Raw genomic sequence first — 20,698 nt, 5'->3', positions numbered from 1 at the left:
CCCGTGCAGGCGATCAGGAACCGAGCGCGGCCTGCAGCTCGGGCACCAGCCGCTCCAGCGCGAACGGCGCGGACAGCACGCTGTTGTAGGTCATCGCGCCGCGGGTGTCGGCGTCCGGAACGATCATCCGGTCCTGGGCGACGACCGGGACCTGCGCGAGCACCGCGTCCCGGGCGACCTGCTCGGCGGCGGCGCCCTCGTCGGCCAGCATCACCAGCACGTCGCCGTCGAGCAGTCCGGCCTGCTCCGAGGCGACCTCGACGTAGAAGCTCTCGCCGGTGTCCAGCTCGTCGATCCGCGGCGGCTGCACGAGGCCCAGCCCGGTCATGAACCGGCCGCGGTTGTCGGCGGTGGTGAAGGCGCCGTACTTGCCGTCGAAGGGCAGCACGGTCGCCCCGGTCCGGCCCTGGAACTGCGGGTTGGCCGCGACGGCGTCGGTGAAGGCGGCGTCGGCCTGCCGGATCAGCTCCTCGCCGCGCTCCGGCTCGCCGAGCGCGGTCGCGACGATCCGGGTGTGCTCGTCGCGCGGGACGCCGTAGGCGATCGTCCCGACCGGCCGCGCCACGACCGGCGCGATCGCGGACAGCTGGTCGTACATCGGCTGCTCGATGCCCGCGCTGACGGCAAGGATCACGTCCGGCGCGAGGGCGGCGATCTGCTCCAGGTTCGGCTCGCCGGCCAGCACCACCGGCGGCTCGCCCTGCACGAGATCACGGGCCCACGGGCCGAGCCCGCCGGTCTCCTCGTAGAAGGTGTAGGAGGCCAGCCCGACCGGGGTGACGCCGAGCGCGAGGACCGGATCGGCGTCGGTCACGCCGAGCGCGACCACCCGGGCCGGGCGCTCGGGGATCTCGGTGGTCCCGAACACGTGTTCCACGCCGACCGGGAAGGAGCCGCCGGCCTCACCGCCGGGGGCGGCGGGATCGTCGGGGGCGGCCGAGCATCCGGCGACCAGCGCGAGCAGGGCCGGAAGGACAAGGATCTTTCGAATCACGGCCGGACATTAGCGCAGCCTTACCTGTGCTGCTCGCGCCCGCGTCGAGCGCCTCGTTGCTCCCCGACGCGGGCGCGCCGGAATCAGCCGCGCGGGCGGCGCTTGCGGGCCACCACGGCCCGGTACAGCAGCGGATCGCGGGAGGTCGCGAGCCGGTGCCGGTAGACGGTCGAGCCCAGCTGCTCGAGCTCGCCGGAGTCGAGCAGCGCACCGATCAGGCCGGCGAAGCCGGAGGTGTCGCCGTCGGAGAGGAAGTCGTCGCGGATCGTGATCGCCACGAAGCCGTCCACCGCGACCATGTCGAACGCGGCCCGGAACGCGGCGGGCGGGATGTCCCCGAAGCCGAGGGCCGCCACGCAGGTCAGCGCGTCGAACCCGCCGGAGGCGATGGACTCGCTCTGCTCCTCGTCGAGCGTTGTGAGGTCCACCACGTGGTAGTCGGCGTAGACGCCGGGCCGGTCCCGCTCGGCGGCCTCCCGGGCCTCCGGGATGATGTCGACGCCGACCACCTTGCCCAGGCCACGGGTGCGCAGCTCCTCGGCGACGATGCCGTTGCCGGCGCCGACGTCGAGCACCCGCAGCCCGGACGGATCGACCTGGTGCGCCCGCAGCTGCTCGACGAGCAGATCGCACACCACCGGTGGCGACTGGCACTGCAGGATCTCGTAGAACAGCTTCTCGTAGAGCCCGGGGATCCGGTAGAGCGCGTCGTAGTCGTGGAAGCGGTACTCCTGCCAGCCCTCGCCGGTGTCGAGAACGCAGTACTCGACGTCCTGCTCGTAGGTCTCCGTGGGTTCCGGCAGGGCCAGCCGGTACGGGAGTTCGGAACGCTCGACGGCCATAGAAGCACCTTCCTGGTCGGGAACGGGTCCTCCGACGGTAGTCGAACCGGCGCCCCCCGTCCGGCGTGACCAACACCGCACCGCCCGCGCCGCACCGGGCGGGCCGGAGTGACACGATCGACCCGGCGCCGCCGCCGTGTCCGTGATGTCGGAGTACCGGATGTCCGTGTTGAGGGATGTCCGTGCCCGGGACGTCCGTCCGGCGGAGCGCCGAACCGGGGCCACCCGGAATCCGGCCCGCCGGGCACCGGCGGCACGCGCGCACGCGAGGAGAGACATGACCCAGCAGCAGAGGACCGCGATCGTCACCGGAGGCGCCCGCGGGATCGGGGCGGCCACCGCGGTCCGGCTGGCCGCCGACGGGCACCGGGTCGCGGTGCTCGACCTGGAGGAGTCGGCCGCGAAGGCGACGGTCGAGGCGATCGAGGGCGCGGGCGGCACCGCGGCCGCGTTCGGCGCCGACGTGGCCGACGCGGCCGCCGTCGAGGCCGCCGTGGGGGCCGTCGTGGAGAAGCTCGGCAACCCGACGATCCTGGTCAACAACGCCGGCATCACCAAGGACAACCTGCTGTTCAAGATGTCCGAGGGCGACTGGGACGCGGTGATGGGCGTCCACCTGAAGGGCTCGTTCCTGATGACCCGCGCCGTGCAGAAGTACATGGTCGAGGCGAAGTGGGGACGGGTGGTCAACCTGTCGTCCACCTCGGCGCTGGGCAACCGCGGCCAGGCGAACTACTCCGCCGCGAAGGCCGGCCTGCAGGGCTTCACCAAGACCCTGGCGATCGAGCTGGGCAAGTTCGGCGTCACCGCGAACTGCATCGCGCCCGGGTTCATCGCCTCGGAGATGACCAAGGCGACCGCCGAGCGGCTCGGCGTGGACTGGGACGAGTTCAAGGCGGCCCGCGCCGCCGAGATCCCGGTGCAGCGGCCGGGCGCGCCGGAGGACATCGCGAACGCCGTGTCGTTCTTCGTCGACGAGCGGTCGTCGTTCGTCAGCGGGCAGGTCGTCTACGTGGCGGGCGGCCCGAAGACCTGACGACGCCCCGGCCCGGTGGCGGGCCGGACCGGTCCGGTCCGGCCCGCCCGGGCGGTCAGGCGGAGTTGTCCATCGGGATGATCGCCCAGCCCGGGATGTCCTCCTGGCCGGGCACCGCGACCGGCTCGGCGGCCAGGTTCATCATCAGCACCGAGCCGTCCGCGGTGCGGAACGCGGCCAGCGTGGAGTCGCCCTGCGCGCGGCCCAGCTCGACGTCGCCGTCGCGCATCTTCGGCACCAGCCAGCGCCAGGCGTCGGTCAGCGGGGTCGGCTGCCCGCCGTCGGGCTCGGTGGCCGGGCTCCACAGCGACGAGTAGTCCAGCGACTCGCTGCCCTCCGGGCCCCAGAGCAGCGCACCCTGGGTGCCGCTGCGGGCCATCGCCTGGATCACGGCGAGGGTGGAGACGGCGCTGGCCTCGGTGCCGAAGCCGGCCTCGGAGTCGGCCGGGACGTTGGCGTAGAACTCGGCCCACCAGATCGGCAGCTGGGTGCGCTCCTGGATCCACCGGTCGATCACCGAGAACTTCTCGGCGCCGACGTCGACCGGGGAGATCGCGTCCTGCTGGCCGCGGTTGGTGGTCGCGCCGTCGACCACCATGAAGTCGGCGCCGACGTTGTTCTCCAGCCAGTACTCGATGACGTCCAGCGGCCGCTGGTCCAGCGCGCCCCACGGGCCGCGGATGTCCGAGGCGTCCGGCGAGTCCACCGGCAGGCTGCTCATCACCACGTACGGCCCGCCGACCAGGATGTCCGGCCGGACCGACTTCACCGCCTGGTAGACCTCGTTGTAGAAGGCCGTGTAGCCCTCGTAGTCCCAGCGGTTCTCCTCCTCGTTGTAGAAGCCCTTGAGCTCGTTCCAGACGAGGACCCGGTCGACCTGCGGGTAGCGCTGCACGGCCTCGCGGGCGAGGTTCGCGTAGTCGCGGAAGTACTCGGGCAGCGGCGCCATCTCGATCCGCTCCCAGGAGGTGACGCCGGGCGGGCCGCCCTTCATCCAGTCCGGCGAGCAGCACAGCGTGAGCATCGCCTTGCCGCCGGTCTCCTCGGTGAGCTCCATCCGGCGGTCCAGCGAGCCCCACTCGAACTCGCCGGGCGAGGGCTCCGGGTTCAGCGTGCCGAAGCCCATCAGGTGGTGGTTCTGGTACTCCTCGCCGAGGCTGGACAGGATGTCCACGCCGCGCTGCCGGGCCTCGGCGGGCTCGGTGTCGTCCAGGCTGTTCTGGGTGTGCGTGACGCCCAGCTCCATCGGCCCGGGCTGGCGGTCCCAGGTCCAGCCCGCGTCCAGGTCGACGGCGCGGGCGGACGCCTCCAGGGAGGTCGACGGCGGGTTCTCCGTCGTGCCGGTGTCACCCGGTGTGCAGGACGCCACGGCGAGCAGGCCGACGACGAAGGCGGCCAGGGCGGGCACCCGCCGTATCCGGAACGGGCCGGACGGCAGGGACCGCGCCGGGGACGTCGGGGATGGATGGCGGGACGCTCGCACGGGGTGGGACCTCACGTTCTGACACGGTCGCTGACACGGGGGGTTCACGACCACCGGACGAGACCGTGTCACCCGGGGGCCGGACCCCAGGGTTGCAGTGGGCTCCTGTGACCCGACTGAGAGCAGGAACCGCGGCAACCGCCCTCAGACGTTCGCATCAGGGTATTGCCGTGGTTCGGTCGCGCCGACCACAACCCCCGTGCGGGCGTGCAACCGTCCGTCACGCAACGTGTACACGGCGTCGAGCCGGTGCAGGACGGCCGGATCGTGGGTGATCAGCAGGACGGACCGGTCCGCCGCGGCGGCGAGCAGGTCGTCCAGCACGGCGTCGCGGGTGTCCGGGTCCAGGTGCGCGGTCGGCTCGTCGAGCACCAGCACGGCCGGATCGACGAGCAGCGCCCTGGCCAGCGCGAGCCGGCGGCGCATGCCACCGGAGAGCCGGGCGCCGTGCGCGCCCACCTCGTCGTCCAGGCCGAGATCAGCGCCCAGGCCGACCCGGCGCAGGACGGCGGCCAGCTCGTCGTCGCCGGCCCCCGGCGCGGCGAGGCGCAGGTTCTCGCGCACCGTCGAGTCGAACACGTGCGGATCGGCGGGGACCCCGGACACCACCGCGCGGACCTCGTCCGGCGGGCGGGTGGTGAGCTCCTCGCCGCCCAGGGTGACCGACCCGGCGACCGGGTCCAGGAACCGGAACAGCACGGCCGCCAGCGTCGACTTGCCCGAGCCGCTCGCCCCGACCAGCGCGACGTGCTCGCCGTCGGCGAGGTCCAGGTCCAGGCCGTCGAGCACCGGGTCCTGCGCACCGGGGTGGGTCACCGTCAGCCCGCGGATCCGCAGGTCGCCGCGGGCCGGCAGCGGCGTGCCGCCGGGCTCGCGGTGCCGGACCGCGGGCTCCGCCCGCAGCACCGGGACCAGCCGGGCGAGACCGGCCCGCACGGCCGCCAGCTTCGCCGCCGCCGCCGGCAGCGGCGCGACGATCTCGAACGCGGCCAGCGCGGTCAGCACCAGCACCGCCATCGGGACCGAGCCGAGCGTCCCGGCGTCGACCGCGGCGACCCCGAGCAGCAGCATCCCGGCCAGCGTCAGCCCGGCGACCAGCGCGCCGGCGCCCGCGCTCAGGCCGAGCAGCCCGGCGTCCCGGCGGGCGGCCCGGGTCAGCTCCGCGTCGGCCCGCTCGACCTCGGCGACCATCCGCCCGGTGGCGCCGTGCGCCAGCAGGTCCGGGGCGCCGTCGAGCAGGTCCACCAGGCCGGTCGCGAGCCGCGACCGGGCGCGTGCCGAGCGCGCGGCGGGCCCCCGGGACAGCGCCGCGGCGGCCGCGGGCACCGCCACCCCGGCGAGCAGCAGGCCGGTCGCGAGCAGGGCGCCGCCGGGCACCAGCAGCGCGGTCGCCAGCAGCACCGCGCCGGACCCGGCGACCAGCGCGGCGACCGGCGGGAGCACGCCGCGCACCACCAGGTCCTGCACCGAGTCGGTGTCGTTGACCAGCCGGGACACCAGGTCGCCCGAGCGGAACCGGCGGATCGGCTCGGCGGCGGCGAGCCGGGCGTAGACCCGGTTGCGCATGTCGGCCAGCGCGCGCAGCGCCGCGTCGTGCCCGACCAGCCGTTCGGCGTAGCGCGCGACGCCGCGGCCCACCCCGAGCGCGCGGGTGAGCACCACGGCGATGCTCAGCGCGGTCACCGACGGGTGCTGCGCGGCGGTGGCGAGCAGCCAGGCGGCGAGGCTGAGCAGCCCGGCGCCGCAGGCGGTGGCGAGCGCGCCGAGCAGCGCGCCGCCGACGATGCCACGGGCCCGCGGGCGCAGCACGGTGCCGGCGAGCGCCCAGGGGGAGCCGGGGACGGTGGTGTCGCGGGTCATCGGTGCGCCTCCCGGTGGGCCGCCCCGGCGGGCTCCGGCTCCCGCTCCGGCCCCGGCTCGGGCTCCGGACCCGCCGGCCGGTCGATCCGGTCGATCCGGACGGTCCGGTCGGTGTGTTCGGTCCAGCCCGCGTCGTGCGCGACGACGATCGCGGTGCGCCCGCGCAGCAGCTCGGCGGCCGCGGCCCGGACCGCCTCGGCCGAGTCCGGGTCGAGGTGCGCGGTCGGCTCGTCGAGCAGCACCAGCGGCGCGTCCCGCAGGAACGCCCTGGCCAGCGCGACCCGCTGCCGCTCGCCCGAGGACAGCCGGGCCCCGCCCTCGCCGAGCGGGGTGTCCCAGCCCTGCGGGAGCCGGGCGACGACGGCGTCCAGCCCGGCCCGGCGGGCGGCGGCGTGCACCGCGGCGTCCGGGGCGTCCGGTTCGCCGAGCCGGACGTTGTCGGCGACCGATCCGGCGAACAGGTGCGGCTGCTGCGGCACCCAGGCGACCGTCCGCCGCCAGGCGTCGAGATCGAGCCCGGCGAGCGGGGTGCCGTCCCCGGGCCCGTCCCCGGGGCCGTCGATCCGGACGGTGCCCGCGGCCGGGGCGACGAACCCGAGCAGCACGCCGAGCAGCGTCGACTTCCCGGACCCGGACGGCCCGCGCAGCAGCACCGACTCGCCCGGCCGCACGGTCAGCGACAGCCCGGACAGCGCGTCGGTGCCGCCGGGGCCGCCGGGGCCGCCGTCCGGCCCCGGGTAGCGCACCCGCAGGTCGTGCACGGCCAGGCCGCGCCCGGCCGGTGCCGCGGGCGGCGGCGTGCCGGTGCCGCCGGCCGGGCCACCGGCCGGGCGGTCCAGCTCGTCGAACACCTGGCGGGCGGCGGCGACGCCCTCCATGCTGGCGTGGAACCGGGCGCCGACCTCGCGCAGCGGCAGGTACGCCTCCGGGGCCAGGATCAGCACGAACAGCGCGGTGGCGTAGTCGAGGTTGCCGTAGAGCAGCCGCAGCCCGACCTCGACGGCGACCAGCGCGACCGCCAGCGTCGCGAGCAGCTCCAGCACGAACGCCGACAGGAACGCCACCCGCAGCGTGCCCATCGTCGCGTGCCGGTGCTCGTCGGTGGTGTCCCGGACCTTCTCCGCGACGATCCCGGCCCGCCGGAACAGGGCCAGCGTCGGGAGCCCCTGCACGACGTCGAGGAAGTGCCCGCCGAGCCGGGACAGCATCCGCCACTGCCGCTCGGTGCGGGCCCGGGTGTGCATGCCGACCAGCGCCATGAAGATCGGGATCAGTGGCAGCGTCACCCCGATGACGACCGCCGAGATCCAGTCCGCGTCGGCGACCACGACCAGCACCGCCACCGGGACGAGCACGGCGAGCACCAGCTGCGGCAGGTAGCGGGCGAAGTAGTCGTCGAGCGCGTCCAGCCCGCGGGTGGCCAGGGTGACCGTGGTGCCGGTGGAGCGCCCCGGGTCCGGCCCGGCCGCCGCCAGCCTGCGCACCAGCTGCATCCGCAGCTGCGACTTCGCCCGGGCGGCGCTGCGCAGCGCGGCGGCCTCGGCGCCGTAGGCGAGCAGGGCCCGCGCCACCGCGATCCCGGCGACGGCGACGACCAGCCAGAACAGCGTGTCCAGGCCGGAACCGGGGCCGATCGGGCTGCCGTCGAGCCCCCACTGCGGGGTCGCGCCGGCGATCACCCGGGACACCAGCCAGGCCTGGGCCAGGATCAGCGCGGTCGCGGCGACACCGCAGCCCGCGGCCACGAGCAGGTGCAGCCGCACCGCGCTCGCCGAGCGGAGCAGCCGGGGATCGACCGGTGGTCCGGCGGCGGCCGGTGGGGCGGCTGGGGCGGCCGGGGTCACGCCGTTCATCGTGGCGCCGGGAGCGCGGCCCCGGCAGGGCCGTCGGTCCCGCCCGGTTCGACCCGTTCGCCCCCCAGCCGCCTGCGGAAGACCCAGTAGCTCCAGGCCTGGTAGCCCAGCACGAGCGGCAGGAACACCACGGCCACCCAGCTCATCACGGTCAGCGTGTAGGGGGCGGACGCCGCGTTCGCCACGGTCAGGGTGTGCGCCGGATCGGTCGCCGACACCAGCAGCTCCGGGAACAGCTGCCCGAACAGCACCACCGACAGGCCGCCGATCGCGGTCGCGGTGGCGGTGAACGCCCAGCCCTCGCGGCCCAGCAGCAGGGCGATCCCGGCCACCGCCAGCGCCGTCCCGGCCGCCCAGGCCACCGGCGTGGTCCAGGACGGGTCGCGCAGGGCGAGCGTGGCGGCCAGGAAGGCGACCGTCACCAGCAGCACCGGCAGCACCGCCCGGACGGCGAACCGGCGGGCCCGGTACCGCACCGGGCCGTCCGTCTTGAGCGCCAGGAAGACCGCGCCGTGCAGCAGGAACAGCGCCGTGGTGAGCACCCCGCCGAGCACCGCGTAGCCGTTGAACAGGCCGCCGGGGGAGGCGGTGACGACGGTGTTCGCCCCGCTGCCCGGCTCGGTGACCCGGGTCGGCAGGCCGCGGACCAGGTTGGCCAGCACCATGCCCCAGACGAACGACGGCACCAGCGAGCCCAGCCCGATCATCAGGTCCCAGCGGGCCCGCCAGGGGGCGTCGTCGCGCTTGGCCCGGTACTCCAGGCCGACGCCGCGCACGATCAGCGCCAGCAGCACGAACAGCACCGGCAGGTAGAAGCCGGAGAAGGTGGCGGCGTACCAGGCCGGGAACGCCGCGAACATGGCGCCGACGGCGGCGATCAGCCAGACCTCGTTGCCGTCCCAGACCGGGCCGATCGCGCCGAGGGCGACCTCGCGGTCGTCCTCGGTGCGGCCGAACGCCCGCAGCAGCATCCCGACCCCGAAGTCGAAGCCCTCCAGGACGAGATAGCCGGTCCACAGCACGGCGACGGCCAGGAACCAGACGGTGGGCAGGTCCATCCCGGATCTCCTCGTGGGTGCGGTGCGGTCAGTAGCTGAACGCCGGGTCGCGGCGTTCCTGCGGTTCGGGATCGGGCTCGTAGGGCAGCGCGGCGCCCGGCCCGGCCTTGACGTAGCGGAACAGCAGGCCGGCCTCGACCGCCGCGAGCACGCCGTAGAGCAGGGTGAACGTCGCCAGCGAGAAGGCGACCTGGCCCAGGCTCACGCCGGGGGAGACGCTCGCCGCGGTGAGCAGCTCGCCGCGCACCGTCCAGGGCTGGCGGCCCATCTCGGTGAGGATCCAGCCGAAGATGTTCCCGGCCAGCGCGGCGGGCAGCGCGGCGACGACCACCCGGTACATCCACCGCCGGCCGGGCAGCGCGCCCCGGCGGGTCAGCCACAGCCCGGCCACCGAGACCGCCACCCCGGCCAGCCCGAGCCCCATCATCAGCCGGAACGACCAGTACAGGACGGCGATGTTGGGCCGATAGTCGCCGGGGCCGTAGAGCTGCTCGTACTGGGCCTGGACGTTCTCGATGCCCTGCACCTCACCCCACGGGCTGCCGGTGGCGAGGAAGCTGAGCACGCCCGGGATCTGGACGTTGACGTGGTTGCGGCTGCCCTGGACGTCGCCGACGGCGAACAGCGAGAAGCCGGCGGACTGCTCGTTCTCCCAGAGCGCCTCGGCCGCGGCGAGCTTCATCGGCTCGTAGGTGGCGGCGAGCTTGGCCTGGTGGTCGCCGGAGGCCACCACCAGCGCACCGGCGATCGCGGTGACCAGGAACCCGGCGCGCAGGCTCTTGCGGAACAGCTCGTGCTCGGTGTGGTGCGGGGCGCCGTCCTGCGGGCCGGGCCAGCGCTCGCGCATCAGCTTCCAGGCGCTGACCGCGGCGACGAACAGGCCGGCGATCACGAACGACGCGGCGATCACGTGGAAGTAGGTGGACCAGGCCTGCGGGTTGGTGAGCACCGCGCCGATGTCGGTGAGCCGGGCCCGTCCGGTGGCCTCGTCGACCTCGTAGCCGACCGGGTTCCGCATCCAGGCGTTCGCGGCCAGGATGAAGTAGGCGGACAGGTTCGAGCCGATCGCCGCGGCCCAGATGCAGGCCAGGTGGACCCCCTTGCGCAACCGGTCCCAGCCGAAGATCCAGAGTCCGATGAAGGTGGACTCCAGGAAGAACGCGATCAGCGCCTCCATCGCCAGCGGGGCGCCGAAGACGTCGCCGACGAAGGTGGAGTAGGCGCTCCAGTTCATCCCGAACTGGAACTCCTGGACGATCCCGGTGACCACGCCCATCGCGAAGTTGATCAGGAACAGCTTCCCGAAGAACTTGGTCGCGCGCAGGTACTCGGTCCGGCCGGTGCGGTACCAGGCGGTCTGCAGCGACGCGACGATCACCGACAGTCCGATGGTCAGCGGCACGAACAGGAAGTGGTAGACCGTGGTGATCCCGAACTGCCAGCGTGCCAGGTCGAGCGCGTCCATCCGGACCTCGTCTCCGCGAAGTTCTACGTCCAGTAGTAGTTCTACCGGAAGTAGAAGATCGATGGTGGACGGGGTGGCGTGGCCCCCGACACGGCCGCCGTGGCACTAGGCTGTCCGGGTGCCCCGCCCGAGCCGCTGGTCGGAGATCGTCGCCGCTGCCAGCGAGGAGTTCCGCGACCGCGGCTACGAGAACGCGACGCTGGAGAGCATCGGCGCCCGGGTCGGGATCCTGAAGGGCAGCATCTACAACTACGTCGCCTCCAAGGAGGAGCTGCTGCTGGCCGTCGTCGAGGAGCCGGCCCGGCAGCTGCTCGCCGAGCTGGAACGGCTGCGCACCTCCTCCGGCCGCACCGTCACCGTCCGGTTGCGGGAGCTGATCCGGATGCAGGTCCGGATCTTCGCCGACTGCCATCCGGCCGCGTTCGTCTACCTGCAGCACCTCGGCCGGATGCCCTCGCCCCGGTTCGCCGAGTTCCGCGAGATGGACGAGCAGTACATGGACGCGCTGGAGGCGCTGCTCGCCGAGGGCGTCCGGACCGGCGAGCTCGCGCTGGCCGGCGAGCCGCGCACCGCCGCCTACGTCGTCGTCGGCACGCTGGGCTGGATGCAGCACTGGTTCGTCCCGCGCGGCCCCGAGGCCGACCGGGCGCTCGCCGACCAGCTGTTCGCGCAGCTGCTGGGCGGCCTGGTGGCGGGCTCCGGGATGCTCGGGATCTCGCGCTCCTTCGGGGACGAGCACGGGCTGTGACCCCGCAGGCGAACCCGTCGTTCCGGCTGGACGGGCGGGTGGCCGTGGTGACCGGGGCGTCGTCCGGGCTGGGCCTGCGGTTCGCCGGGGTGCTCGCCGCGGCCGGCGCCGACGTGGTGGTGGGCGCCCGCCGCGCCGACGGACTCGCCGCCGCGCAGGACGCGGTCCGGGCGGCCGGCCGGCGCTGCGTCGCGGTCCCGACCGACGTCACCGACGACGGCGACTGCGCCCGGCTGGCCGACGCCGCGGTGCGCGAGCTGGGCCGGCTCGACGTGCTGGTGAACAACGCCGGGACCGGCTACGCGGCCCGGGCCGAGTCCGACGACGATCCCGGCCGGGCCGCGGCGCTGTTCGCGGTCAACCTGCTCGGCGCCTACCGGATGGCCGTGCACGCCGGACGGGCGATGATCGCCGGCGGGCGCGGCGGGTCGATCGTCAACATCGGATCGGCGCTGGGCTCGGCCACCGGCCCGCTGCCCGAGGCGGCCTACTCGGCGTCCAAGGCCGGGATCGCCGGCCTGACCCGGGACCTGGCCGCCCAGTGGTCGGCCCGGCACGGGATCCGGGTGAACACGCTGGCCCCCGGCTGGTTCGCCTCCGAGCTGACCGGCCCGCTGCTCGCCTCCGACGGGCACGCCCGGCGGATCGCGGACTGCGCGCTGCTCGGCCGGATCGGCCGCCCCGACGAGCTGGACGGGCCGCTGCTGCTGCTCGCCTCCGACGCCGGGTCCTACCTGACCGGGACGACGCTGGCCGTCGACGGCGGGTGGAGCGCGCGCTGAGCGCTCACGCCGGGGTGATCCGCACCGGCAGCCGGTCCAGCCCCCGGGACAGCAGCACCGGCTGCCAGCGCAGCGGGCCGTCGACGACCGGGCTGCCGAGCCGGTCGAACACCGCCGGGATCGCGATCGACGCCTCCAGCCGGGCCAGCGGCGCACCCAGGCAGTAGTGCAGGCCCAGCCCGAACCCGAGCTGACGGCCGGGGGTGCGGGTGACGTCGAAGCGGTCCGGGTCGGGGAAGACCTCCGGATCGCGGTTGGCCGCCGCCGGGCAGAGGAACACCCGGTCGCCGCGGCGCAGCGTCCGGCCGCCCAGCTCGACGTCGGCGATCATCAGCCGGGCGATCGTCTTGGCCGGGCCGTCGAACCGGAGCACCTCCTCGACGGTGCCGGGGGCGTCCGGGGCCTGGCCGGGATGGCGGATCAGGGCCAGCACCCCGTTGCCGATCAGGTTGGTGGTGGTCTCGTGCCCGGCGAACAGCAGCAGCACACCGGTCGCGACGACCTCGTCGTGGGTGAGCGTGTCGTCGCCGTCGCGGGCCCGCAGCAGCGCGCCGAGCAGCCCGCCCGCCGGTTCGGTGCGGTCCCGCTCGACCAGCCCGGCCAGGTACCCGGTGAGCTCGGCCATCCCCTCGGCGCCGTCGGTGTGCCGGTCCGGGTCGCCCAGGCCGCCGAACACCAGGCCGGTGATCCGGTCCGACCAGGACTTGAACCGGTCGAGATCGTCGGCGGGCACGCCGAGCAGCTCGGCGACCACCGACGCGGTCAGCGGATAGGCGAGATCGGCGATCAGGTCCGCCGACCCGGCGGCGGCGACGTCGTCGAGCAGCCGGTCGGTCAGCTCGGCGATCCGCGGCCGCAGCCGCTGCACCGCGCGCGGGGTGAAGGCCCGGCCGAGCAGCCGCCGCAGCCTGCCGTGCCGGGGCGGGTCCTGGAACACCATCCAGTCCTCCAGCACCGCGAACGCGGCCTCCACCCGCGGGTCGCCGGGGGCGCGCCCGCGGGCCCGGCGGTACGGCGAGATCCGGTCGGAGGAGAAGCGCGGATCGCGCAGGGCGGCGTCGACGTCGGCGTAGCGGGTCACGAACCATGACCGGTACCGCTCGCTCCAGCGCACCGGATCGTGCTCCCGCCAGTGCGCGAGCAGTGGGTACGGATCGGCGACGGCGGCGTCGTCGAGCAGTTCCAGGGTCTCCGGGGGCGCGCTCACCCGCGCTCCAGCAGTGCGACCACGCAGGCGTTGCCGTCGAGCACGCTGACGCCGCCGCCCATCGTCTCGACCAGGCCCAGCCGGGCGCCGGGCACCTGCCGCCCGCCCGCCGCGCCGCGCAGCTGCCAGACGATCTCGGCCACCTGGGCCAGCCCGGTCGCGCCGAGCGGGTGCCCGCGGGAGAGCAACCCGCCGGACGGGTTCACCGGGAGCGACCCGCCGAGCGCGGTCCGGCCGGCCGCGGCGTCCGCGCCCGCCGCACCGGGGGCGCTCAGCCCCAGCGCCTCGGCGGTCACCAGCTCGCCGATGGTGAACGCGTCGTGCACCTCGGCCAGGTCCACCTCGCGCGGATCGACGCCGGTCGCCGCCCACACGTCGGCGCCGGTGTCGCGGACCAGGTCGTGCCCCCACACCCGGTCCGAGGTGTGGTCCCACGGCCGCCCGGACCGGGCGGCGACGGCGCGGACCCCGACCCGGCCGGGGGCCGGCGGTCCGAGCACGGCCGCGGCGGCGCCGTCGGAGACCGGGCAGCACTGCAGCAGGGTCAGCGGATCGGCGACCATCCGCGAGCCCAGCACCTCCTCGACGGTGTGCCGCCCGGAGTACTGGGCGCGCGGGTTGTGCACGGCGTGCGCGTGGTTCTTGACCGACACCGCGGCGAGCTGCCCGGCGGTGACCCGGTCCTCGGCCAGCCAGCGGGTGGCGGCCATCGCGTAGAGCGCGGGCAGGGCCAGTCCGGAGCAGCCCTCCGGGTCGCTCGGCTCGGGCACGATCGCGCCGTCGAACGCGGTGCTCATCTGCTCCAGCCCGAGCACCAGCACCCGCCGGTACCGGCCGGTCCGGATCGCCTCGCAGCCCTCGGCGAACGCCGAGGTGCCGCTGGCGCAGGCGCTCTCCACGCTCAGCACCGGGACGCCGGAGATCCCGATCGCCCGCAGCACCCGCTGCGCGGTGCCGGCCGGCGCGAACACCGAGCCGACCCAGACGGCGTCGACCGCGCGCGGTCCGCCCGCGTCCCGGAACGCCTCGTCGACGGCCTGGAACGCCAGTCGGACCAGCCCGGTCCCGGGTTGCCTGCCGAACCGGGAGGTGCCGACCCCCTCGACGGCGGCGATCGGCGGGCTGCTCACGGGGACGGCTCGGCGCGCACGTCCCCGTCGTCCCCGTCGCAGGGGTGGCCCATCAGGTGCCGGGTGCTGGGGCCGAGCAGCCGCACCCGGGAACCGACCGGCTGCTGCTCGGCGGTGTGCGCGAGCACCCGGGGGCCGTCGTCGAGATCGACGTAGGCGAGTGCGTAGGGCGGGGTGCGGCCGGGCACCTGGATCCGGACGACGGTGCTGCTCCACACGGTGCCGCCGGGCCCGAACTCGGCGGGCTCGACGGTGCCGCCGCAGCTGGGGCAGGCGGGCCAGTCGAACGCCGCCCGGCCGGGGCACCGTTCGTGGTCGGTGCAGCGGACTCCGGCCACGACTCCGGCACCGTCCGGTGCTGCGACGATGCGGGGCCGGGGATCGACGATGGTCACAGCCGTATGAAAGCAAACAGTGGTTCGACTATCAACGGCAGGCATTTGACCCCGCAGGCATTATTGACAGTCACCTTGATCCCCGACAGGCTCGTTGCAGCGCTGACGCCAAACATATGTTTGTCCACCTGCCGCTCCGCGGACCGCCCGAAAGGACCCGACCGATGAAGTTCGGCTTCTTCACCATGCCGGAGCACCCGCCGATCGAGAACTGGACACTGTCCTACGACCGCGACATCGCGGCGATCGTGGAGGCCGAGCGGCTCGGGTTCGACGAGTTCTGGATCGGCGAGCACCACACCGGCGGCTTCGAGAACGTCCCGGTGCCGGAGTTCATGATCGCGAAGGCGAGCGCGCTGACGCACCGGATCCGGCTCGGGACCGGCGTCATCAACCTGCCCTACCAGGACCCGTTCATGGTGGCCGAGCGGATGGCGTTCCTCGACCACCTGACGCACGGCCGGCTCGAGTACGGCTTCGGCGGCGGCGGGCTGCCCACCGACAAGGCGCTGTTCGGGCTGGAGCCTGCCGAGGCCGCCCCCCGGACCAACGAGGCGCTGGAGATCATCTGGCAGCTGCTGACCTCCGACGACCCGGTCAGCTACGAGGGCCTGTACTGGAAGTACGAGAACCGCCAGCTCCAGGTCGGCCCCTACCAGGACGTCCCGCCGTTCGCGATCGCCGGGCTCACCGGGGTGCACAACTACGCCAAGTGCGGCGAGCGCGGCTGGAAGCCGCTGTCGGTGCACTTCGCCCCGATCGACAACGGCACCTACCCGCACGCCCCCGACCTGCGCGCGATGGGCGCGGCGATGCTGGAGGCCGGCGCCCGGTCCGGCATCGACCCGGCCGTCACCCGGGACAACTGGCGGATCGTCCGCGAGGTCTACGTGACCGACGACCGGGACCAGGCGCTGCGCGACATCCGGGAAGGCGTCAAGCGGTCCTACGACTACCTGTTCGGGCTCGGCCTCGGCGGCCTCATGCTGATCGGCGAGGAGATGTCCGACGCCGATCTCACGCTGGACTGGATGGTCGACAACATCCCGTGGATCATCGGCAGCCCGGAGGACTGCACCCGCCAGCTCAAGGAGCTGGAGGAGGAGGTCGGCGGCTTCGGCACGCTGCTGATCAACTGCCGGGACTGGGTGACCACCGACAAGTGGAACCGCTCGCTGGAGCTGTTCGCCCGCTACGTCGTCCCGCAGTTCACCCGGCGGGAGCGGCTCGACCGCAGGCAGCGGATGGCGAACGTCGCCCTCGGCATCGCCTGATGGCCGATGCCGACGGGCGGGACTGGCCCCGGTACTGGGACGCGGAGCGGGAGACCCGCGATCCCGCGGAACGCGACGGGCTGATCCTGGAACGGGTGCAGGCCCAGCTCGGCTACGTCTACCACTGCCTGCCGTTCTACCGCCGGCACTACGACGCGCACGGCTTCCATCCCGACCAGGTCCGCTCGCTCGCCGACTTCACCGCGAAGGTCCCGGTGATCACCAAGGCGATGCTGGTGGCCGACCAGGCCGAGCACTCGCCGTTCGGCAGCTACACCCCGGAGCGGCCGACCGGCGGGATCGCCCGGATCCACGGCTCGTCCGGCACCTCCGGGACGCCGACCATGTACGCGGTCTCCCGCGGCGACTGGGACCGGGCCGGCGAGGTGCACGCGATGGCGCAGTGGTGCGCCGGGGTGCGCCCGGACGACGTCGTGCAGGTCGGCTTCCCGTTCGGGCTGTTCTTCGGCGGCTGGGGCGTCGTGCAGGGCGCCGAGCGGATCGGGGCGACCCTGTTCCCGATCGGGATCACCGACTCGGTCCGGCACCTGGAGCTGATCGAACGGCTCGGGTCCACCGTGTTCTCGGCGACCCCGTCGTACGCGGTGCACCTGCTCTCGGTCGCCGAGAAGCACGGCTTCGACCTGCGCGCCAACACCGTCGCGCACCTGCTGGTCGGCGGCGAGCCGGGCGGTTCGCTGCCGGGCACCCGCCGGGTGATCGAGGACGGCTGGGGTGCGGTCGTCGCGGACGCCGGATCGACGTCGGAGATGTACCCGTTCCAGACCAACGTCGGCTGCGAGGCGGGCACCGGGACGCACCTGTTCACCGACGAGGTGTTCACCGAGATCGTCGACGCCGACGACCCGAACGCGGCCGTCCCGGCGGGCACCCGGGGCGCCGTCGTCTACACCCACCTGTGGCGGGACTCCCAGCCGATGATCCGGTTCGCCCCGGGCGACGAGTCCTACCTCGCCGACGACCCGTGCCCCTGCGGCCGCACCTACCCGCGGCTGCCGGAGGGCGTGCTCGGCCGGCTGGACGACATGCTGGTGATCCGCGGCGCCAACATCTACCCGAGCGCCGTCGACACCGCGGTGCGCTCGGTGCCCGGCCTCGGCCCGGAGTTCCGGATCCGGGTGACCCGGCCGGGCGCGCTGGACGAGATGACCGTCGAGGCCGAGGGCGACCCGGCGCTGCAGCCCGAGCTGGAGGCCGCCCTGAGCCGGGTGCTCGGCATCCGGGTGCCCGCGGTGCTGCTCGCACCCGGCACGCTGCCGGAGACCACGTTCAAGGCCCGCCGGGTGGTCGACGAACGCTGACCAGCGCCGACCCGGCCCCGGGATCCCCGGCGACAGCCCGGGGGTGGTGTGCGCGCCACCCCCGGGTGGTCACCGGTCCGCTCGCTCAGCGCCCGTCGAACGCGCCGTGCTCCCGCAGGACCTCGAGCACCTCGGGCAGCCCGGCGAACGACTCGCGCACGTCCGCCGGCTCGACGACGCGGTGCGCGTTGCGGTCGATGTGGTCCCGTACGGCGGCGTCGAACCGGTCCGCGCCGACCCGGCGGCGGCCCTCCAGCAGCGCCGCGGCCCCCTGGTCGTACACGCCGGTGACGTACCCGGAGAACCCGCCGCCGCGCCGGTCCCACGCCGTCATCGGGTCGCCGATCCGGCCGTCCGCGGCGGGGGAGTACCGCTCCGGCCGGTAGTACCCGGCCTGGTCGGCGACGACGGCCTGGGCCCAGGTGGCGAACGACTCGTCCAGCCACGGGTCGCGGCCCTGGTCGTTGCCGACGAGCGCGTAGAACCACATGTGCGCCAGCTCGTGCGCGGTGAGCGCGGATCGGGTGTCGTCGTCGACGTCGCCGAACTGCAGGTGGGTGGGGAACTCGACGCCGTCGCTCTGGGTGGGCACGATCGTCAGCCACAGGTCCGGGTAGGGGTGCGGGCCGAGCAGCGCCTCCAGCCGGGGGAGGTACTCGGCGACGGCGGCGGTCCAGTCGGCGGCGGTGCCGCGCAGCCCGCCCGTGCCGTCCGTGACCCCGGGCCCGCCGGGGGCGGGGAGCGCGACGCGCACCCGGGTGGTCCCGACGGTGGACCCGGTGATCGTGTAGTCGCCCGCCGCGATCGCGACGTCGCGGATCGCGTCCGCGGTGAACGTGTGGGTGTTGCGGCCCGGGCCCGCCGCGGTCCGGCCGGCCGGGGTGCCGACCCCGACGACCTGCTGGTCGTCGTCGACGGTGACGGCCAGCGACGCGAGCCGGAAGTCCTCCGACACCACCGTCTCACCGGCCAGCGGCACGGCGTCCCCGCGGACCCAGCCGCGGCCGCGCACGTGGTCGAGCAGCGGCAGCGGGGAGCCCAGCCAGGCGGTCCCGGCGGCGGGCGACCGGCCGATCCGCTGCCCGGAGTCCGCACCCAGGGTGATCCGGAAGCCGAGCTCGGCGGTGACCGGGGTGCCCGCGTCGACGCAGGCCGGCAGCGGCAGCTCGACCAGGGTGCCCGGCGCGCCCTCGGGGGCGCCGGCCTGCTCGGTCACCGGGGTGACCGGGATGCCGTCGACGGCGGCCCGGGTGATCTCGGACGACGTGCCGTCGGCGACGGTGGGCGGCCGGTTCGCCCACAGCCGGAACACCAGCTCGCAGGTCCGGTCGTCCGGGGTGAACCGGACGGACTGGGTGCCGGTCGCCGAGCCGAGATCGGGGGCCAGGTCCAGGGCGGCGTCGACGACCGGCCGGTCCGGGTCCGGCGCGGCCCGCCCGGCACCCGGCCCCGCGGCGGCGCACCCGCCGAGCACCGCCGGGACCACGGCGAGCACGACGAACGCGCGGTACCACCGGCCGCTCGGGTCGATCATGCGACGAGGCTAGCCCCGGTGCCGGCCCGCGGCGGCCGGCGTGCCGGTGCGCCTCGCCGAGCGCACCCGGTCGCGCACCGCGTGCGCCGGGGCGGACACCAGCGTCTCCAGCGGGCCGCGTCCGACCGCCCGCCGCCAGGCCTGCCCGGCCGCCAGCGCGACGGCGACCTGCCACAGGTAGCCCTCCAGCGGGCCGAACGTGTCCAGCGGCGAGTTCATGAACAGGATGGACGCGACGTAGAACGTCAATGTCATCGAGCCGGCCGCGGCGAGCGGGCGCAGCAGGTGCCCCAGCACCGTCGACACGCCGCGGGTGCCGATCCCGGCCAGGAGCAGCATCGCGCCCAGCACGGCGAGCGCCGATCCGCTGGTCTGCACGACGTCGAGCGGGGTGCCCGAGTGCGGCGCCACCGTCGCGAGCCACCACCAGGTGGTGGTCGGGGTGACCCCGTCCGGGTAGCCGGTGACCGCGTCGGCGATCGTCGGTGCCGAGTCGAGCAGCTCCGGCGGGCCCGCCGCGGCGATCGCGGCGTAGCCGCCGCCCGGCCCGAGCAGCCAGATCGACGCCGCGGTCGCGGCCAGTGCGGCGGTGGTCCCGCCGACCAGCAGCCCGGCCGCGGTCCGCGCCGAGGACAGCCGCAGCCGCCCGACGACGATCCCCACCGCCAGGTAGGCGAGCCACACGACGCCCGGGTAGGCGCCGGTGACGGTCAGCTCGGACAGCAGGCCCAGCGGATCGGTGACCAGGCCGGTGAGCGAGGGATTGCCGAGGTCGGGCACCGGCAGGGCCGGGCGGACCAGGTGCGAGAGCACCGGGACGCCCAGGCAGAGCGCCGCCGCCAGCGGTGCCAGCACCGCCGTCGGGAGCGCCACGAGCGGGATCGCGAGCAGGAAGGCGATCGCGTAGTACGGCAGGATCAGCGCGGCGATCGTCGGATCGGTCCAGCTCAGCGCCAGCCCGATCAGCATCAGCATGCCGGCCCTGGTGGCGAGCATCGCGGCGGCCGACCACAGGTCCGGTCCGGGCCGGACCCGGGCCCGGCCGGTCAGGAACGCGAACGACACCCCGGCGAGCACGGCGAACAGCGCGGCCGAGCGGCCGCCGAAGATCAGGTAGCTGGCGGTGGAGACGCCGTCGTCGGTGGTCTCGACGAGCGCGTGCACGGCGATGATCCCGAGCAGCGCGACGCCGCGGGCGGCGTCCACGCCGATCAGCCGGGACCGCTGCGCGGGACGGCGGGGTTCGGCGGTGGCGGCCGGCGGGCCGGACGTGCCGGTGGGTGGGGGAGCCGGCGGCGGTGCTGCGGTGGGGAGTGCTGTGGTGGGGAGGGCTGTGGTGGGCGGGGCTGTGGTGGGCGGCGCTGCGGCAGGGAGTGCCGTGGTGGGTGGCGCTGCACCGGGCGGCGCTGCGGTGGGGAGTGCTGCAGTCGGGAGCGCTGTGGTGGGCGGCGGTGCAGTGGGCGGTGCTGTGGTGGGGAGTGCTGTGGTGGGGAGTGCTGTGGTGGGCGGGGCTGTGGCCGGGAGTGCTGTGGTGGGCGGCGGTGCAGTGGGCGGCGGTGCAGTGGGCGGTGCCGTGGCCGGCGCCGTGGTGGGGAGTGCTGTGGTGGGCGGGGCTGTGACCGGGCGGGCCGGCGGTGCTGTGACCGGGAGGGCCGGGGGTGCCGTGCGGGACCGGGGGCGCGGGACCGGGTGTCGTGGTTCGGGCGCCCCGTGGG

18 protein-coding genes are annotated in these 20,698 nt (G+C 74.8%); 6 read left to right on the top strand and 12 right to left on the bottom strand.

Annotation, left to right across the window (positions count from 1 at the left end; translation table 11 throughout):
• Window positions 1-13: 13 nt before the first annotated feature.
• Both ABD160_RS01975 and ABD160_RS01970 read right to left on the bottom strand, forming a co-directional pair.
• Entirely contained in the window at window positions 14-994 is a 981-nt protein-coding gene (locus tag ABD160_RS01975; protein WP_344017812.1) for an iron-siderophore ABC transporter substrate-binding protein, read from the bottom strand.
• 83 nt (window positions 995-1,077) lie between these two features.
• Window positions 1,078-1,836, bottom strand: a complete 759-nt coding sequence (locus ABD160_RS01970) for a class I SAM-dependent DNA methyltransferase (RefSeq protein ID WP_344017811.1) — start codon at window positions 1,834-1,836, stop codon at window positions 1,078-1,080.
• Between the two features lie 277 nt (window positions 1,837-2,113).
• Here ABD160_RS01970 and fabG point away from each other — a divergent pair, with 277 nt between their 5' ends.
• Window positions 2,114-2,872, top strand: coding sequence for a 3-oxoacyl-ACP reductase FabG (gene fabG / locus ABD160_RS01965; protein ID WP_344017810.1), 759 nt, complete (start codon window positions 2,114-2,116; stop codon window positions 2,870-2,872).
• 55 nt (window positions 2,873-2,927) lie between these two features.
• Here the strand turns inward: fabG and ABD160_RS01960 are convergent, their stop codons facing one another.
• The 5 genes from ABD160_RS01960 to ABD160_RS01940 form a co-directional block, all read right to left on the bottom strand.
• Complete coding sequence (locus ABD160_RS01960; protein ID WP_344017809.1) at window positions 2,928-4,280, bottom strand: GH39 family glycosyl hydrolase; 1,353 nt, start codon at window positions 4,278-4,280, stop codon at window positions 2,928-2,930.
• Window positions 4,281-4,499: 219 nt separating this feature from the next.
• Window positions 4,500-6,215, bottom strand: a complete 1,716-nt coding sequence (gene cydC, locus ABD160_RS01955) for a thiol reductant ABC exporter subunit CydC (RefSeq protein ID WP_344017807.1) — start codon at window positions 6,213-6,215, stop codon at window positions 4,500-4,502.
• Window positions 6,212-8,059 carry a thiol reductant ABC exporter subunit CydD gene (gene cydD / locus ABD160_RS01950; protein ID WP_344017806.1) on the bottom strand — a complete coding sequence of 616 codons (1,848 nt, stop codon included), beginning with the start codon at window positions 8,057-8,059 and terminating at the stop codon, window positions 6,212-6,214. Before cydD ends, cydC begins: the two co-directional genes overlap by 4 nt.
• A gap of 5 nt (window positions 8,060-8,064) precedes the next feature.
• A complete protein-coding gene (cydB, locus tag ABD160_RS01945) occupies window positions 8,065-9,126 on the bottom strand; it encodes a cytochrome d ubiquinol oxidase subunit II (protein WP_344017804.1) in 1,062 nt (353 codons plus the stop codon).
• A 28-nt stretch (window positions 9,127-9,154) separates the two neighbouring features.
• A complete protein-coding gene (locus ABD160_RS01940) occupies window positions 9,155-10,591 on the bottom strand; it encodes a cytochrome ubiquinol oxidase subunit I (protein ID WP_344017803.1) in 1,437 nt (478 codons plus the stop codon).
• A gap of 118 nt (window positions 10,592-10,709) precedes the next feature.
• Here ABD160_RS01940 and ABD160_RS01935 point away from each other — a divergent pair, with 118 nt between their 5' ends.
• Both ABD160_RS01935 and ABD160_RS01930 read left to right on the top strand, forming a co-directional pair.
• Complete coding sequence (locus ABD160_RS01935) at window positions 10,710-11,339, top strand: TetR/AcrR family transcriptional regulator (protein ID WP_344017802.1); 630 nt, start codon at window positions 10,710-10,712, stop codon at window positions 11,337-11,339.
• Window positions 11,336-12,121, top strand: a complete 786-nt coding sequence (locus tag ABD160_RS01930; protein ID WP_344017801.1) for an SDR family NAD(P)-dependent oxidoreductase — start codon at window positions 11,336-11,338, stop codon at window positions 12,119-12,121. Before ABD160_RS01935 ends, ABD160_RS01930 begins: the two co-directional genes overlap by 4 nt.
• 4 nt (window positions 12,122-12,125) lie before the next feature.
• Here the strand turns inward: ABD160_RS01930 and ABD160_RS01925 are convergent, their stop codons facing one another.
• The 3 genes from ABD160_RS01925 to ABD160_RS01915 are packed head-to-tail and all read right to left on the bottom strand — an operon-like array spanning window position 12,126 to window position 14,796.
• Window positions 12,126-13,328, bottom strand: a complete 1,203-nt coding sequence (locus tag ABD160_RS01925; RefSeq protein WP_344017800.1) for a cytochrome P450 — start codon at window positions 13,326-13,328, stop codon at window positions 12,126-12,128.
• Window positions 13,325-14,458, bottom strand: a complete 1,134-nt coding sequence (locus ABD160_RS01920) for a thiolase family protein (RefSeq protein ID WP_344017799.1) — start codon at window positions 14,456-14,458, stop codon at window positions 13,325-13,327. Before ABD160_RS01920 ends, ABD160_RS01925 begins: the two co-directional genes overlap by 4 nt.
• Window positions 14,455-14,796, bottom strand: a complete 342-nt coding sequence (locus ABD160_RS01915) for a Zn-ribbon domain-containing OB-fold protein (protein WP_344017798.1) — start codon at window positions 14,794-14,796, stop codon at window positions 14,455-14,457. The genes ABD160_RS01920 and ABD160_RS01915 overlap by 4 nt, the downstream gene beginning before the upstream one ends.
• A 221-nt stretch (window positions 14,797-15,017) precedes the next feature.
• Between ABD160_RS01915 and ABD160_RS01910 the strand changes: the two genes are divergently transcribed.
• On the top strand, window positions 15,018-16,127 hold the full coding sequence (locus ABD160_RS01910) for an LLM class flavin-dependent oxidoreductase (RefSeq protein WP_344017797.1): 1,110 nt from the start codon (window positions 15,018-15,020) through the stop codon (window positions 16,125-16,127).
• Window positions 16,127-17,449, top strand: coding sequence for a phenylacetate--CoA ligase family protein (locus ABD160_RS01905; protein ID WP_344017795.1), 1,323 nt, complete (start codon window positions 16,127-16,129; stop codon window positions 17,447-17,449). The genes ABD160_RS01910 and ABD160_RS01905 overlap by 1 nt, the downstream gene beginning before the upstream one ends.
• A gap of 85 nt (window positions 17,450-17,534) precedes the next feature.
• Here ABD160_RS01905 and ABD160_RS01900 read toward each other — a convergent pair whose 3' ends face one another.
• Together ABD160_RS01900 and ABD160_RS01895 are read right to left on the bottom strand one after the other, a co-directional pair.
• Entirely contained in the window at window positions 17,535-18,983 is a 1,449-nt protein-coding gene (locus tag ABD160_RS01900) for a M1 family aminopeptidase (RefSeq protein WP_344017794.1), read from the bottom strand.
• Window positions 18,984-18,992: 9 nt separating this feature from the next.
• Window positions 18,993-20,189 carry a heparan-alpha-glucosaminide N-acetyltransferase domain-containing protein gene (locus ABD160_RS01895; RefSeq protein WP_344017793.1) on the bottom strand — a complete coding sequence of 399 codons (1,197 nt, stop codon included), beginning with the start codon at window positions 20,187-20,189 and terminating at the stop codon, window positions 18,993-18,995.
• A 74-nt stretch (window positions 20,190-20,263) separates the two neighbouring features.
• Here ABD160_RS01895 and ABD160_RS01890 point away from each other — a divergent pair, with 74 nt between their 5' ends.
• Window positions 20,264-20,602 carry a hypothetical protein gene (locus ABD160_RS01890; RefSeq protein WP_344017792.1) on the top strand — a complete coding sequence of 113 codons (339 nt, stop codon included), beginning with the start codon at window positions 20,264-20,266 and terminating at the stop codon, window positions 20,600-20,602.
• The last annotated feature ends 96 nt before the right edge of the window (window positions 20,603-20,698 follow it).

The sequence above is a fragment of the Pseudonocardia kongjuensis genome (genome assembly GCF_039526905.1).
Lineage (GTDB): Bacteria > Actinomycetota > Actinomycetes > Mycobacteriales > Pseudonocardiaceae > Pseudonocardia > Pseudonocardia kongjuensis.
This window is presented reverse-complemented; position numbering and strand designations above follow the sequence as displayed.